This window comes from Vibrio renipiscarius, from assembly GCF_000827885.1.
In the GTDB taxonomy this organism is placed as follows: Bacteria; Pseudomonadota; Gammaproteobacteria; order Enterobacterales; family Vibrionaceae; genus Vibrio; species Vibrio renipiscarius.
Map to the genome: position 1 here is coordinate 43297 of NZ_JTKH01000024.1, position 15763 is coordinate 59059.

The 15763-nt window shown below is 44.2% G+C and carries 16 protein-coding genes and 1 pseudogene; 6 read left to right on the forward strand and 11 right to left on the reverse strand.

Translation table 11 applies throughout. The features are described from left to right. Window positions 1-81: 81 nt before the first annotated feature. Both glpD and OJ16_RS13880 read left to right on the forward strand, forming a co-directional pair. Window positions 82-1602: a glycerol-3-phosphate dehydrogenase gene (gene glpD / locus OJ16_RS13875; protein WP_052810335.1), complete on the forward strand. Its 1521-nt coding sequence runs from the start codon at window positions 82-84 to the stop codon at window positions 1600-1602. Between the two features lie 102 nt (window positions 1603-1704). After that, entirely contained in the window at window positions 1705-2364 is a 660-nt protein-coding gene (locus OJ16_RS13880) for a PilZ domain-containing protein (RefSeq protein ID WP_040991859.1), read from the forward strand. Window positions 2365-2422: 58 nt separating this feature from the next. Here the strand turns inward: OJ16_RS13880 and luxQ are convergent, their stop codons facing one another. The 5 genes and pseudogenes from luxQ to OJ16_RS13905 all read right to left on the reverse strand — a co-directional run bounded on the left by luxQ (window position 2423) and on the right by OJ16_RS13905 (window position 7370). Continuing rightward, window positions 2423-4975 (reverse strand): quorum-sensing autoinducer 2 sensor kinase/phosphatase LuxQ, encoded by a 2553-nt coding sequence (gene luxQ, locus OJ16_RS13885; protein WP_040991860.1) that lies wholly within the window; start codon window positions 4973-4975, stop codon window positions 2423-2425. Next, window positions 4975-6072 (reverse strand): annotated as a pseudogene (locus OJ16_RS13890) (autoinducer 2-binding periplasmic protein LuxP). Before OJ16_RS13890 ends, luxQ begins: the two are co-directional and overlap by 1 nt. A 104-nt stretch (window positions 6073-6176) precedes the next feature. After that, window positions 6177-6494, reverse strand: a complete 318-nt coding sequence (locus OJ16_RS13895) for a GIY-YIG nuclease family protein (RefSeq protein ID WP_040991861.1) — start codon at window positions 6492-6494, stop codon at window positions 6177-6179. Continuing rightward, entirely contained in the window at window positions 6484-7143 is a 660-nt protein-coding gene (locus tag OJ16_RS13900) for a YceH family protein (RefSeq protein WP_040991862.1), read from the reverse strand. Before OJ16_RS13900 ends, OJ16_RS13895 begins: the two co-directional genes overlap by 11 nt. Window positions 7144-7175: 32 nt before the next feature. Next, window positions 7176-7370 (reverse strand): hypothetical protein, encoded by a 195-nt coding sequence (locus OJ16_RS13905; RefSeq protein ID WP_040991863.1) that lies wholly within the window; start codon window positions 7368-7370, stop codon window positions 7176-7178. A 194-nt stretch (window positions 7371-7564) separates the two neighbouring features. Here OJ16_RS13905 and OJ16_RS13910 point away from each other — a divergent pair, with 194 nt between their 5' ends. Next, window positions 7565-7885, forward strand: a complete 321-nt coding sequence (locus tag OJ16_RS13910; RefSeq protein ID WP_040991864.1) for a DUF496 family protein — start codon at window positions 7565-7567, stop codon at window positions 7883-7885. Window positions 7886-8197: 312 nt separating this feature from the next. Then, window positions 8198-8431: a YgjV family protein gene (locus OJ16_RS13915; protein ID WP_040991865.1), complete on the forward strand. Its 234-nt coding sequence runs from the start codon at window positions 8198-8200 to the stop codon at window positions 8429-8431. Window positions 8432-8570: 139 nt separating this feature from the next. Here the strand turns inward: OJ16_RS13915 and glpK are convergent, their stop codons facing one another. Together glpK and OJ16_RS13925 are read right to left on the reverse strand one after the other, a co-directional pair. After that, window positions 8571-10076 carry a glycerol kinase GlpK gene (gene glpK, locus OJ16_RS13920; protein WP_152613853.1) on the reverse strand — a complete coding sequence of 502 codons (1506 nt, stop codon included), beginning with the start codon at window positions 10074-10076 and terminating at the stop codon, window positions 8571-8573. A 110-nt stretch (window positions 10077-10186) separates the two neighbouring features. Then, window positions 10187-10828, reverse strand: coding sequence for an OmpA family protein (locus OJ16_RS13925; RefSeq protein ID WP_040991866.1), 642 nt, complete (start codon window positions 10826-10828; stop codon window positions 10187-10189). A gap of 256 nt (window positions 10829-11084) precedes the next feature. On the opposite strand from OJ16_RS13925, the gene OJ16_RS13930 reads away from it, so the two are divergent. Beyond that, window positions 11085-11699, forward strand: coding sequence for a thioredoxin domain-containing protein (locus OJ16_RS13930; RefSeq protein ID WP_040991867.1), 615 nt, complete (start codon window positions 11085-11087; stop codon window positions 11697-11699). A gap of 17 nt (window positions 11700-11716) precedes the next feature. Next, window positions 11717-12190 carry an FKBP-type peptidyl-prolyl cis-trans isomerase gene (locus tag OJ16_RS13935; protein WP_040991868.1) on the forward strand — a complete coding sequence of 158 codons (474 nt, stop codon included), beginning with the start codon at window positions 11717-11719 and terminating at the stop codon, window positions 12188-12190. Between the two features lie 109 nt (window positions 12191-12299). On the opposite strand, the gene OJ16_RS13940 is transcribed toward OJ16_RS13935, so the two are convergent. The 4 genes from OJ16_RS13940 to nrdG all read right to left on the reverse strand — a co-directional run bounded on the left by OJ16_RS13940 (window position 12300) and on the right by nrdG (window position 15763). Next, window positions 12300-12965 (reverse strand): putative ATP-dependent zinc protease, encoded by a 666-nt coding sequence (locus tag OJ16_RS13940; protein WP_040991869.1) that lies wholly within the window; start codon window positions 12963-12965, stop codon window positions 12300-12302. A gap of 70 nt (window positions 12966-13035) precedes the next feature. Beyond that, window positions 13036-14217 carry an amino acid aminotransferase gene (locus OJ16_RS13945; protein ID WP_040991870.1) on the reverse strand — a complete coding sequence of 394 codons (1182 nt, stop codon included), beginning with the start codon at window positions 14215-14217 and terminating at the stop codon, window positions 13036-13038. 178 nt (window positions 14218-14395) lie between these two features. Then, the gene (locus tag OJ16_RS13950; protein ID WP_236688423.1) at window positions 14396-15169 is read right to left on the reverse strand and encodes a GNAT family N-acetyltransferase; all 774 of its coding nucleotides are present in this window, start codon (window positions 15167-15169) and stop codon (window positions 14396-14398) included. A gap of 126 nt (window positions 15170-15295) precedes the next feature. Further along, window positions 15296-15763, reverse strand: a complete 468-nt coding sequence (nrdG, locus tag OJ16_RS13955) for an anaerobic ribonucleoside-triphosphate reductase-activating protein (protein ID WP_040991872.1) — start codon at window positions 15761-15763, stop codon at window positions 15296-15298.

Here is a 15763-nt window from a genome sequence, read left to right on the forward strand (position 1 = left end):
GCTTTTTTAGTTCTGCTTATCTTTCGCTTATTAGACTCTTAGCTATACTCAATATTAGTGTAGCGATATCAGGGTTTTACAGTGGAAAAACACACACATAGATCTCATAGTGCAGACGTTCACCACTCGCTTTCTAGGCAAAGCCAGCCACTCGACATTATCATCGCTGGCGGTGGAATCAATGGCGCAGGTATTGCAGCAGAAGCCGTAAGCCGTGGCCTAACCGTCGGCCTGTATGATGCGCAAGACTTTGCCGGAGCAACATCATCAGCCAGCTCTAAGCTCATCCATGGCGGGTTACGATATCTCGAATATGGTGAACTTAGATTAGTAAAAGAAGCACTCGCAGAACGAGAAACTCTACTGACCAAGGCCGCTCATCTTATCAAACCTATGCGTTTCCGCTTACCCTACCTTCCTCACTTAAGACCCAAATGGCAAATCAAAGCGGGGTTGTTTCTTTATGACCACTTGGCGAAGCGATGTGTATTGAAGCCCTCTCAACTTGTGTCAATTACCGCGCAAGAAGGGCTGAGACCTGATATTGAATCTGCGTTTGAATATTCTGATTGTTGGGTAGATGACGCGCGATTGGTGATCTGCAATATTAAACAAGCTCACCACCAAGGCGCGGAAGTGCGTAATTATTGTCAAATAACCCATGCACAGCGCGTTAATGACCTTTGGAAAGTGACACTGCACGACGAACGCACAAACCAGGAATGGATACGATTTTGTCGCGTTTTAATTAACGCGACGGGTCCATGGGCCGAACGCTTTATTGAACAATATACGCCAGAAAAAAGCCCACAAACGATGCGGTTGGTTAAAGGTTCCCACGTCATTGTGCCGAAACTCTACACCGGCGACCATGCCTATATTTTGCAACACACAGACCAGCGCGTTGTGTTCGTCATTCCCTACCTAGACCGATTTTCCATGATAGGCACAACCGACATCGCGTTTGATGGTGATCCTTATTCTGTCGAAGCGGACCACAATGAAATCGAATATTTACTTTCTGTCTGTAATCACTATTTCCAAGCAAAACTGGAAACATCGCACGTTATCGACCATTTTAGTGGTGTTCGGCCATTATTTGGGGACTCTGATGCCGCAGCACAGGCCGTCAGCCGAGATTATGAGTTAAGTTTGCAGCATCAAGGCGATCAAGCCCCGTTGATGAGTGTCTTTGGTGGCAAATTGACGACTTATCGAAAACTCGCAGCAAAAGCTGTCGATTCCCTTGCGCCATTTTTTCCAGACTTATCTCCAACAAATAGCCAACACTCAATCTTTACTGGCTCGATAAACCTCGACGTTCCCGATCTGACCTGCAAACTCACTAAGCGTTATCCTACGCTCACCCCATACACGATCCACCGACTGATTGAGCAATATGGTCAAGAAGTTTGGGCGGTCATGAATGATTTTTGTGAGACTGAATCGCCTATCATACCCGGCTTTTATCGCTGCGAACTTGAGTATTTAATTCAATCAGAATGGGCGTTGAAGCTGGATGATGTAATAAAAAGACGGACAAAATTATGTTATGACAGTGAGCCACAATCCCATGCAGAAATAACAAAATGGCTCAGTTAGGGACGATGTTCTCAAAAATGAAACTGAATACATCAGCACTATTTTAACTAACTGAATTTAAAGGCTATAGTATGACGAACTCACCTATTACACTTCGCGACTATGTCAATAAACAGTGATGACCAACTTGTTTCTTTTCTCAGTGCCGGTTTAAAGCTATCGATTACGTTAGAATTCGGCCCGAATGATACCCATTCATTCACTGCCGACTATCTCGGTTGTAAGTTGGATCAATTTTTTCTGGTTGAATTTCCCAAAAAGGCTCAAGAACTGTTAGTCATGCGCCAAATCAACAATGTGTCGGTTGTCATTAGAGCCGTTACCCAATCAAAACTCGGCCATATTATTGCTTTTAAGAGTTCGATTCTTTCATCAATAACCACGCCGACAGGGTTGCTGTTTATCCGCATTCCAACACATTTTGAATCTAAGCCAATTCGCCGCCATGAACGCTACCCACTTGATATTCCAATTCAAGTTGTGGCGAATGCAGTGACCTATGAGGCAACCATGGTTAACTTATCGATGACGGGGTGTGCCATATTTATTCAAGGCGAGAACTTACTCGAACCCAGTTCCGTTATCGAAATAAGCAGCGAACTTTGTCCGGTTTTACCCGACAATCTTAATTATTCAATTGTCACAATTGAAAAACAGAAACAAGGGCATCAACTCGGTATTCAATTTAATCAGCAGCTCAAATTGACTGATAGCCTTAAAGCGACGCTACTCGAGAAAGCATTCCGAGCAACGCCACTCTAAGCAGCGTTCAGCGGTCGTTCTAGCCAACCACGAAGATGGGTGAGTTTGAAATAGTCCTTTACGACACGGCTTTATAAAAGTGATCGCGATAATGAATAAACGCCACATTTAAATCGCGCTCTCTGAGCGGCTTAACGATGACATAGTTGGCTCCGGCGGCCATAAATGCGACTTCCGTTGCTTTCACATTGTCTGCAGTGCATGCATAGATTGGAACAGAAAGAGCAAGTTTCTCTCGTATGGCTTGAGTCGTCTCAATACCACTTAAGCTAGGCAATTGATTATCCATTAAAATCAGATCTGTGAGATTGCCCTCTTCAAGGTGTTTGACGGCGTCACAACCATTTTGAACCCAAGTGACCCTCATCCCGTACTTTTCGCAGAACGCTCGCGCGATAAAGGCATTGGTGTGATTATCTTCTACCAATAACACGTTGAGTGTTCGATCAAACATGTTTTCCGGTCGTTCCAATAAATGCCCGATGAATGCCTCGCCTGTCGAGGTGGTCACTTGCATTGGCAGCGTAACGTTGAACTGAGTACCACGACCTAATTCACTTTCTACACTAATTGTTCCATCGAGTAATTCAACAAGGTTATAAACAATCGCAAGCCCAAGACCACTGCCCCCATATTCACGAGTTGTGGTCGCTTCAGCCTGAACGAACGGCTCAAAAATATGCGTGAGTCTGCTTTGCTCGATACCAATACCGGTGTCTTCAACATGAATGCTAAGCACCGTCTCTTCATCACGATGGTGCAAATTCAAGCTGACATTAATACGGCCGTGATGAGTAAATTTGATCGCATTGCTCACTAGATTAAATAGAATTTGATTGAGCCTAACTTGGTCGCTAAACACGATTTGATCCGCATTAATATTACTGATCATCGCGAATGCGATGCCTCTTTGCTTACAAAGTGGTTGGTAGATCTTTTCTATGGTGCTGGCCAGTTCGAGCAAACGAAACTCCGCTTGCTGGATGTGAAATTTGCCTTGTTCGATTTTAGAAAAATCCAATATATCGTTAAGAACGGCTAACAAATGCTCGCCACTGTTTATCAACACATCGACATGCTCAACATCATCGGCTTGGTGCATCGTATTTTTCAGTAGTTGGGAGACCCCTAAAATACCATTGAGTGGCGTTCGCAATTCATGACTCATTTTGGCTAAGAAATCAGCCCTCAATCGAGCTAATTCCTCGGCCTCTTCTCTTGCTGCGCGACTTTGGCGTTCCGCTTCGACAAAACTCGTCACATCTTGGCCTTGAGCCATAATGCTGCGGGTTACGTTATCAATTACGATAGGAGAGAAGTTCCAACGATAGGTTTTCTCGCCGATTTCAATATTGATCCCAGTTAAAGACGCTCCGTTCGCACACATCCGTATTTGCGGCACCAATTTGTTTAAGAGCGAAGCAAATAACTCATCGCCACCCTCGCAGAAACTTCGCTCTGCCGCTGGGTTCATTCTGACCAAATACCCAGAGGTATCCCACAACGTGATCGGTGACAAAGAGTAGTTAAAGAGATCGGCAAATTGCTTCTCTTGCTCATTTAAACGGCGGAATGAACGCTGGAACGACTTACCAATCTTATTAAATTCTGCAATGTCAGAGCCTTTAAATATTTCGACGCGCTTGGCCTCAATACTTTGCTCTGTATACATCATGAGGTTTTTTAGCTCTTTCGAGACACGCTGACGAAGCCAATAGCGACTCGAGATTGCGATAATAATCAGAACCCCCAGCGCCCCTGCAATCCAAAAATAGTGCCCTTGCATTAACAACGCTATGTGGCTGTTATCTTCTATCGTATAGACCGAAATAAAGGTAACAACGCCGTTGATGGTAAGGTCAACACGCGACACCATGTAATCATTGGTGTTTAATTTTGGTGAATATTGATTTAACCAATCAACATGGCGCAGATTCTGTTTACTGCTACTCGCAATGATTTCACTGCCAACGGTCAGCGCGACTTCGTCCACATTGCTGCCATCAAGCAATGCTCGTACTAACGAGAAATTATTATTAAGTACAATACCCACATAAAGATCACCGACAACCTCGCCATCATTCATTGCAATCAATGACGTGCGGCGAATCATTAAATAACGCATACCGAGTGAGGACGGCGTTTGAGAAAGATACCAATCATTACCCGTCACTAGGTCATTGCGTATATGTGACAACTGTAAATCCGAGATACCATAAAAACGGTGATTCTCATCATTCCAAATAACCTCGTTTCCTTTTGAAATAAAACGAAAATCTGGAGACAAGTCGGGGTCTATCTGATCGATACCGTTAAAAAATTGACTGATCGTTTCCGATTCGGCTCCCCGCATAGAAGAGATCAATGCGAGGCTCCGACTGTAGCTATCTTGTTGTATTTCTACCGAATCGAGTCTGAAATTGAAAATTTCTTGGATCAAGCTGGTCGTTTGCAACTTTGAACGAGCGACTTCTTGCGTCACGACCTGACGATTCACTTGATAGTTTTGCATCAACACGACAAAGCTCATCACACCAATGGTGATGAATATCGAACGCGTAAGTAGCGTAGCAAGTTGATACTTGCCCGCACGCTTTTTCCAAAATTTCATTATTGGTCTGAATACCTAAACGCGCGTTGCTTTAAATATTGAATTTTTTCGGCAGAATCGGTTTTCGTCACCAGTTCAAAATCGCCAGAATACACGCGCGGAACCTCTTTGCCTTCAAGATCCCATTTGATGGCTTCTGCCATCGCGATACCCGTGTCATCATTCATACGCATGATAGTGACATCAATATCCCCTTCGCTAATGGCATTTAACTCCGCCGTTCCCCCACCCCAGCCATTCACCAGAATATCCTCACGATTAAGCTCCTTAAGTGCATCCACCGCACCTAATGCGACATCCGTTGAGCAGGCATAAATAAACGAGATATCCGGATCTTTTTTGACGGCGCTTAACGCTGCTTTATATCCGGACTCTCTTGTGGCATTGGTGTAATAGGAAGAGCTCAGACTATAGTCGCCATGATGCGTCATGTCTTCGATAAAAGAGTCACCACGAGCATCGCTCACGTAACCCTCAGAGAAATAAAGTACGGAATATTTACTGCCGGCAGGAACCGTTTCTTTGTAGTATTTTTTTAACGCCTCGGTACCACGTATATGATCAAACCCAATGTAGAGAAAAGGATGCTGATCAGCCCACGCGCGTACTGGGGTTGTGATATTTTGTAAAATCAGTTTTGTGTCCGTCGAGCTAAGAACATGCTCAATAAACTTACGATGACGAGTGGTATCAAGGGTAAAAATAAGATAATCCGTGTTGTTTTTCACCGCTTCTAATAACGACAAACTTTGTTGGCGAACATCCACGTTTGGTCGAGTAAACACTTGATTGATATTGTATTTAACACCCAGTTTATCTAAACGGGTTTCAAACGCTTTGATATTACGAACCCAGTAGTCTGAGATTTACTGGCCCGGATAAACCACTGAAATTGAAATCGCATCATCTTGTTTGACTTGAAGCAGCTGCGGGGGTTGACGGACGACAATAGAAAGCTCGTCGGTCAATGTTTTCTGTGCTGGGCTGGATGATAAAAAATCGTCGTATTGCCAATATCCATTTAGCACTTGTGTACTATGGGCTGATGCTGACGACGTTGCGACAGACAGAACCACAGCCAAAGCCGTTTTATACATAAATTGTCTCTTATTAAACCTAGCGTGTTGAGGAATTGAGTACAATGCTAATTCCTTCAATTTATTGTTTTTATCTCTCTAAAAGAGTAATACATTTTTTATCTTTAGCTGTTATTTTCAGCCAAATTTATGCCGGCGAGTATATCATCCAGTGTCACTTTCCCTTCGATCAACGCTTCTTTTCGTGACTTAGCTATTTGTTTTAATTGATATTCAACTTTAGACGCTGTACTGCGGTCATGACCTGCGGAGTGATGCCACGCTAAAACCAAAGGACCGTGCCCTCTTAATGCTTTCGCACCCGTACCATCGCAGTGTTGTTTAAAACGCCGCGACACGTCTGTCGTTATCCCACAATAAAGTCGATTGGAGCGTGTTCTCACAAAGTACACACTCCAATGCGTCGCGGTATTATTCGCCATTCAAACGAGCAATCGTCGCGTTCAATTCCGCGACTTCTTCTCGCAATGCGATCACTTCCGCTTCCAATTCTTCCACGCGGGCTTTGGTGTTCACCGATGTACTGCTCGCAGACAACGCCGTTAACGCCTCTAAGTCAACCTCACCACTAAACAGGTGCTGATAACGAGATTCGCGTTTACCCGCTTCGCGAGGCAACTTCACAACCATTGCACCACCCTGAGCATTGGCCATTTTGTCTAATACCGCTTCCACTTCTTTCACATCATTAAAAGGCGCAAGACGATTTGTACGAGTGCGCAATTCGCCAGGCGTCTGCGCCCCACGTAATAGCAAGCAACATACAATCCCTTTCTCTTGAGCGGTTAGCTTAAGATCACCAAATTCTGTATTGCAGAAACGATGTTGATATTTACTAGCTCGGCTATTAAAGCCACTTTCATCACTGACGAGACGACGGGCAACTAAACTATCAATGGCTTGTTGAACGTCTAAATCAGACAGTGCCAACACAGGCTCACGATTACTTTTTTGGTTGCATGCCGCCGTTAGGCTATTGAGCGTAAGCGGGTAATAATCAGGTGTGGTGACTTCTTTTTCTATCAGGCAACCAATCACTCTTGCTTCAATCGGAGAGAGCTCAATATTCATAGGACATCCTTTTTACGTAAATTAAATATGAATCAGTGTTCAGCCAAGAGGGGGATTCGCTTCATATTGCCATTTTGATCCAGCATGACAATTTTAGCGCGATTTAGCTCGACTTCGGTGATTTCTTGCTGTGTTCTTTCGAAGAGATACGCCTTAACCAGTTTCTGACTACGTACATCCGTTGATGATTCTTCAGCCTTAGGGACAATAATGTCGGAACTACGCATATTTCAACACGTTATCATTCAGTGATTTTACAAAATCATATATTGTTCCCGCGCTAGGCTCAATCACTCACGAAACGAATTGCTGATAAAAGCACCAACTTGTCTTAATGATTGATCTTAGTGCTGTAAACCCTTGCTCTGTTATGATTTAATCATTGTCAGTTAACGTTAAAACTAGGAAAGGAACCTATCCTATGAGTGGTGTATTTGAAATCGTAGCTCAGGCTCGTCGTAAAAATAAATTGAAACGTGAGCTTATCGATAACGAGAAAAAAGTTCGCGATAACCGTAAACGTGTCGATCTGCTAGAAAACCTAATGGATTACATTGTTGCTGATATGTCTCATGATGAAATCGTTGCTATCGTGAAAAACATGAAAGCCGATTATGAAGACCGTGTTGATGATCACATCATCAAAAGTGCTGAAATCTCGAAAGAACGTCGTGACATCAGCCGTCGCATTCGCGAATTGACTGAAGCTGACAAGCAAGGTCAAAAAGGCCTTAAAAAATAATTTAGCCTTAATTATTTTGTGTTTGAGCCTGCATAATTTATGTGGGCTTTTTTACGTCTGCTGTTACACCAAAAGCAAGATCACCGTTACCCCCAACCTTCTAAATATTCCTCACTGACAACAACTCTTGGGCCTTGATATCTCGACGCTGCAAGGGACTCGTTAACGGCTTAAGGTTTATCCTCCGTTTTATGACTGCTATATTTTCATTAACAATACCCTATCATTGCCACTCATTGTGCCTGCAAAAACGGTCTGCCGCATCGTGGTTTTCATGAGTTGATAGAAGATAAATAATGAGAGGATAAATCTATGGGGATTAATGGAATCGAACTTTTAGGCTACGCCGCCTCAATCATGGTCGCACTATCACTGACAATGAAAGACATCATCAAATTACGCGTACTTAACTTTATTGGCTGCACACTTTTCACCGGCTATGGCTTGATGATTGACTCAATGCCGGTGGTTCTCACTAATGGTTTTATTGCGTGTGTTAATGTCTACTTTTTACTCAAAATGCGCAGGGAAAATAGGCACCATTAGATAGACGCGCACTCGCACAGTAAAATGACAGTACACGAGTGAATTACGATAAATGAACCGATATAAGTGCAGAAAAGACGAAAGCCCTGCTGAGAAACAGAAACAGGGCTTTGATAAGCGATAACACCGCAATTAATGATTAATCATTTTCAAGGTCAGCCCAAAGCTGAGCACATTTCACCGCTTTCTTCCAACCTTTGTAACGACGCACTTGTTTCTCTTTATCGTCGCAAGGCGTAAATTTATCAGGCTGATTTTTATTGTCGCTAATCAGCGAAAGATCCGTCCAAAAACCACAACTCAAACCGGCCAAGTACGCTGCGCCTAATGCTGTCAGTTCACCGACTTGTGGACGAATGACAGGGGTACCCAAAACGTCGGCCTGAAATTGCATTAGAAATTGGTTTTTTACCGCTCCGCCATCCACATTAAGATAGGTTAAAGGGATTCCAGAATCCGCTTGCATCGCATCAAGGACATCTTTCGACTGATAAGCAATACTCTCTAATGTTGCTCTAACAATATGATTTGCGTTCACGCCTCGGGTTAAACCCACGATTGTCCCACGTGCATGAGCATCCCAGTATGGCGCGCCCAACCCCGTAAATGCAGGGACGACATAGGCACCGTTAGCGGTCTCAACGGCAGTGGCCATCTCTTCGGATTGTTGCGCTGAATCGAGAATTTTTAATTCATCTCGTAGCCATTGAATCGCCGCTCCGCCCATAAACACCGACCCCTCTAGCGCATAGGTTGCTTCGCCTTTCGCGCCACACGCTAGTGTGGTGAGCAATCCATGAGTTGAATCAACGCGCTTGTGACCGGTATTCATCAATAGAAAACAACCGGTTCCATAGGTGTTTTTCGCTTGGCCTGCCTCGGTACACTGCTGACCGAATAACGCCGCTTGTTGATCGCCGGCGACACCGCAGATCGGAATGGAATATCCACCTTCATAACCAACGCCGTACGACGCAGACGAATGCTTAACCTCTGGCAACATTGAATGAGGAATATTGAACATGCGTAGCAGTTCATCATCCCATTTTTTCTCATCAATATTAAACAACATCGTTCGTGACGCGTTGGTATAGTCGGTCGCATGGACCTTACCGTGGGTCATCTTCCAGATCAGCCACGTATCGACGGTGCCAAACAACAATTCGCCGCGCTCTGCTTGTTCACGAGCACCCGTGACATTATCCAGAATCCATTGAATTTTTGTCGCTGAAAAATACGGGTCTAACACCAAACCGGTTTTGGTTTTGATAACCGCGTCCGCGCCACTATCACGTAAATGATCACAAATCGTTGTGGTGCGACGACATTGCCATACAATGGCATTGTAAATAGGCTTACCGGTGCGCTTATTCCAAACGATGGTGGTTTCACGTTGGTTCGTGATGCCAATCGCTGCAACCTCATCACCATCAATCCCCGCTTTTGCGAGCGCTTCTGTGAGTGTGGCACTCTGGCTGGCATAGATTTCGAGTGGGTCGTGCTCTACCCAACCAGCATTCGGGTAAATTTGTTTAAACTCACGTTGCGCATCACTCACAATTTGACCGTGTTGATCAAATACAATTGTTCTTGAGCTCGTCGTACCTTGATCCAGTGCGACAACATATTTTTTCTTTTCCGCCACGTTATTATCCTGTGGGTCTATCATTCCCGTAATTATAGATAGAGACAAAAACGAGAATAGCGCCAATGTCGCTATTCTCGTTTTTCATTCTTATTTTGCGTGCTAAGTGATTAATAATCGGTCGATAATATAAAAACAACCTCCGCTCTTCGGTTGCACGCTTTGCCACTTTGGGTTGCATTATTGCAAACGGGCTCTGTTTCACCATAGCCGCGCGTGAACACCGAACGAGTATCGACTTGATGCTTAACCAATGATTGCTTTACTGCATCCGCTCGTTTTACCGATAATTGGTCATTAAATTGTGCCGCCCCCGTATTATCCGCGTGCCCATCAATCACAACATCAATCTCTGGCTGAGAAGCAACGTAGCGCGCAATCATATCAAGCCAAGCGGCCGATTCTTGTGACACTTTTGACGAGCCAGTATTGAACTTTATGGTGTCGACTAACTTAATCATTTTGTACTCGCCAGGTAGCACTTCAAAATTCAGATTATTTTGCGCTAAAAAATGCTCCAGAGAAGTGGTTTGGCTGCGCGTCGAATAACGACGTGACTGAGTGACGGAATGGACGCCATACGCCCCTTGCACATCAGCACGAGACGCGGTCGTCGCTTTCCCCCACTCTGGATGCATTAATTGCTGTTCATTTTGCGGCGCAGTAGAAAGCATATCATTGTTGAGGAAGTCACTAGGTAACGAACCACACCCCGTTAGGAACAATAGTACGCTTAGAGTTAATGCTCGCATTGAATTTCCATTTTTATCGAATGAGTACTTAAACTGTATCGTTCAGCTGCGCTATTTCTTTAGGGCGGAAGACGAAATTTTTATCCATGGGGCCATTCTCTCTTCTCACCCACAATGTGTCTCCGAAACGAACTAATGCCACTAAGTTGTTAGAAATTGCTAATCTAAAGTTATAACCGTTTGTTAAATCCAAACTTAACGGTAAAATCGACCCACTTTGAATGCGTATCCATTACGCACGTAACGAGAAACTAATATGAAAAAATTGATCGCTTTATTCTTGCTGGGCGTCTCCGCGCTATTGACGGGCTGCTCTGACAACATCGTCCCTGTTGAAGGAAAACAATATTCAAAGCTTCCTGCTAACTTGTCGACTTACCGCCTTCCACAAGTGACTGAAGTCTTCTCTTTAAATTGTGGCCATTGCGGCAAGATGGAAGCAGAAATTCCTAAACTTGAAAGCATGATCGATCAATCTATCGGCAAAATCCATATCACGTTCAACGAGAGCGCACAAATTGGCGCGATGATTTACTACAGCGCAGAAATGCAACTCGGCCACAAACCAGACCACCAAATGATGCTTGAACTTTTTTCAGCGGTTCAAATGGCTGAAGGTTCAACGGCTGATCGCAAAGGCGCCATTGATCGCGTATTCCAAAGCCGTGATTTGATTTCACCTTACGATTTAGGCGAAGATGCGCAAACGCAACTTTTCCAAGCGATGCATCTTGCCGATGAAATCACCGCAAAAGGCGAAATTAGTTCAGTGCCAACCTTTATCGTGAATGGCAAATACCTGATCATTACTTCTGGTCATGAAAATCTCGATAGCATCGCTGACACCATTCAATACCTTATTAAACAATAAAAAAGTGGAAAGGATTCATGAATAAATTTGTATTCCCAATTATTATTTTTGTTCTCGCTGGTTTCTTTATTTACCGCACTTGGACAAACCATAAAGCGGCAGACGTCAACTTCCAACAAGGCCAAGCCTTTTTGTTGGAAAATGGCGCTAAGCAAGGCATAACAACGACTGAAAGTGGCCTTCAATACGAAGTGCTACATAAAGGCGAAGGCGACGTTCACCCAACCACTGCCAACAAGGTGAAAGTTCACTATCATGGCACTTTGATTGACGGTACGGTATTTGATAGCTCAGTCGATCGTGGCGAGCCGATTGTTTTCGGTTTAGGCCAAGTGATCAAAGGCTGGCAAGAAGGCTTAACGTACATGACTGTCGGTGATAAATTCCGTCTCTTTATTCCAAGTACTTTAGCGTACGGCAAAAGCGGAACTGGCCCTATCCCAGGTTCAGCGACTCTTATTTTTGATGTTGAACTCATCGAAATTCAATAAGACGTATACCGCGTTCTAAACAAAAAACCGCCCAAGGGCGGTTTTTTTATTTCTAAACACTGACTGAGTATTGCCGTGACAAATATCTTTCCGGCTACCGTTCTATCGGCTACTTGTGCTTGTCTTGTATGTATTGCTTACTCACATCAACCAATGCGACGTCTTTAAAGAAACTTCTTCCTAACAAAACGGGAAACGTCAGGTGAGTACGATCGGCTAACGTGAATTCAGTTTTTTCTTTCATGTCGCCAATTTCAATCCACGCTTGGACAACAGCACGACGCTGTGTTCCATCGGCACTCGACTGACGAATTTTCACCCATCGCTCAACCGGTAACGCGATTTCTTTGCTCTTCACACCATCATGTTCAATCTTAAACTTGACCCAGTCATTCCCATCTCGTTCAAAAGGCACAATATCTATCGCACTGATGGATGACGTCGTCGCGCCTGTATCGATACGGGCCTTAAAGGACTGCTCTAAGCCTGGTAAATACACCCACTCTTTTTCACCTAAAATCAGTCGTCCGTCTGACGTCTTTTTCGCTTTGACCACAGGAGGTTTTGGCTTTTCAGCCGGTTTGACTTCCGGTTCTGGCGTCACTTCAGGCTTTATGTCTGGTTTAGGTTCTGCCGGGACAACGGGCTGTTCAACCTTAGGAGGCGTGACTTGAGGTTTGCTTTCTGGTTCAACCGGTTGTTGATTCGTGTTTGCACAAGCAACCAATCCACCACACAGTAATAATGGAATTAGTGTTTTCCACGATCTTTTCATTCATTCCCCCAACATACTTCATTACAACAAAGGCTCCTAAGAGCCTTTAAACTAATCGTTAACCACCGCCTTAAGAGACGTTCATTATTGCTTCGGCCACATAAGGGATGTCTTTTTCCGTTAGACCTGCGATGTTTATACGGCCGTCACCTACGCCATAAATTCCATACTCTTCACGGAGTTGCGACATTTGACCTTGGCTAAAGCCTAGCACAGTAAACATGCCTTTGTGGGATTCTATGAAATCGAATTGTGACGTTTTGTGTGTATTTCGTAATTCGTCACATAAACTTTTGCGCAGGCTTAACAAACGCTGTTGCATTTCACACAGCTCTTGCTTCCAGATGTCCGTTAAACCTTGATTTTGCAGAATCGTTTTGACTAACGCGGCACCATGATCGGGTGGCATCGTGTAGGTCGATCGTGCCAATGTCAGCAACTTACCTTTCGCATTGCTCACATCACTGGCGGATTGACCAATGACAATGGCGGCCCCTGTTCGCTCGCGGTAAAGACCAAAATTTTTGGAGCACGAGGTGGTAATCAACATTTCAGGGACGTTATTGGCCATAAATCGAACGCCTTTCGCGTCTTCATCCAGACCATCACCAAATCCTTGGTAGGCGATGTCAACAAATGGGGTGAAACCATTTTTCTGTGCCAGCTGCGTAATTTGTTGCCATGCATCAAAATCAATATCAGCGCCGGTTGGATTGTGGCAGCAGCCGTGTAATAACACGACATCATCTTTACCCGCTTTCGACAAGTCTTCCAACATTCTCGTTTTATCAACTTGCTTCGTCTCAGCACTAAAATATTGATAATATTTTACTTTTAATCCTGCCGCTTCCATTACTGGTTTGTGATTAACGTAGCTAGGATTCGATATCCAAACGGTGGTATTTGGCTGCGCAACTTTCATGAGATCGCCCAGCATGCGCAAAGCACCACTTGCTCCCGGAGTTTGCACGGCGGCGACACGATCGAATACAGAAGTGCCGTCTAGTACTAGATTAACCATCGCATGGTTAAATTCTTCACACCCCGCAAGGCCGACATACGATTTCGTTTTTTGCGTTGCGACAACGATGTCCTGAGCTTGCGAAATAGCACGCATGATCGGTGTTTCGCCCGCGCTATTTTTATAGACCCCAATGCCTAGATCCACTTTTTCCGTTCTGGGATCATTTCGATAAGCCACCGATAAAGAAAGAATCGGATCCAATTGAGGTGTCGGTAAATGAGTAAACATGAAAGTCACAACCCTTTGAAATTCAACGTTAGTAGATGACTTTCAAGTTATCACTACTTTTTTAAAATTACGACAATTAAACCAAGCTAAAATAAAAAATCACCTTGTAATAACAATGATAACCAGAAAATTACACGCTTGAACCTATCGAAGTGCATTAACAACGCCAAATTTAGGCTTAATCCTCCATCGGATGCTTCATCCAAACATTGGGTTCACGGTATATTCCGCAATCATTCGCTTTGTCGACATCAATGGTGGTTAGTGCACCGGGTACCACATATTGCCCGGAATGAGGGAAAATCATGCGGGTCCATTTCGCCCACTGAGCCAGAGTCCCTTTCACCGTTAACGTGCAATTGGCGATATGGATGGCTTTTGCGCCCAATTTTTGATGTACACGTAACCATGGATCATAATAGAAACCATCGTGACTCAACCAACTGGCGTAACTTTGAATTGATTGGATTGGGTATTTTGACTTATAGATAGGACGGACCGGAACGACTAACGATGTTAAACCACGTCGTTTTGCTAACGCTTTTATTTCTAATAATAATTTAGAACTTAAACCTTTGCCCTGAACACTCGGGTCCACCAGCGCAGCAATTGGGATTAAAGTATTGGCAGGCGCGCCACGGCGGTGTAACGCTAAGCCTTGTGCCACGACGTCCGCGATGCTTTCAGGTAAACTCGTGATACCGCCACTCCATTTCACAGGAACGGCAAAGACAACGCCAATCACTTTCTCGCCAGAAAGCAACATCAGCGTCCAGTCACTCAACTCAGTGTAGAGGTGGTGCCAATTTTCAGTGTCGCTGTGTTGTAAAAATTCAGGCCACGAGTGATTGTCTAGACTCGCGACGTCATCCACTAAATCGGGTCTATCACTTAACGTACATACTTCATATTCCATACCGTAGCATTCCACATTATTGACGATGTACCACATCACACACCGTCAAATTATCATGCGTAAGTAACTGATGAAATTGGTTTTTTAAAATTTTGCGACATTACTTGAAAACTTATCAATAAGATCTAGATATAAAAAAAGCAGCGAATTCGCTGCCTTTTTCTATATTTTGAATCGATGTATCACTTGGTTTGAACTGCCTCGCCATTCTAAGTTCAAATCTTTCTTTTCTTGCTCAAATTTCCCATCCACCATCACGTCGATCAATTCAACGACCGCTCGCTGCTCAACACTCAATTCCGCCAATGTATAACCGCTCCAAAGCCAAATATCCTTTCCAGGACATTCACTACGTACGCGCTGCACTAACTTAAGTACCGATGGCACATTCGCAGGGTGCAGAGGATCACCACCGGAAAGCGATAAGCCTTTTCGCTTGATACGGGTATCATTCAAATCTGCGATGATTTGATCTTCCAGCGCTTGCGTGAACTCGTGACCGCTATCTAGGCGCAACGTTGATTGGTTATAGCACCCTTTGCATTGATGAACACAGCCAGAAACGAACAGAGTACATCGTGTGCCAGGGCCATTAATAACGTCGATTGGGTAGTATTGATGATAGTTCAT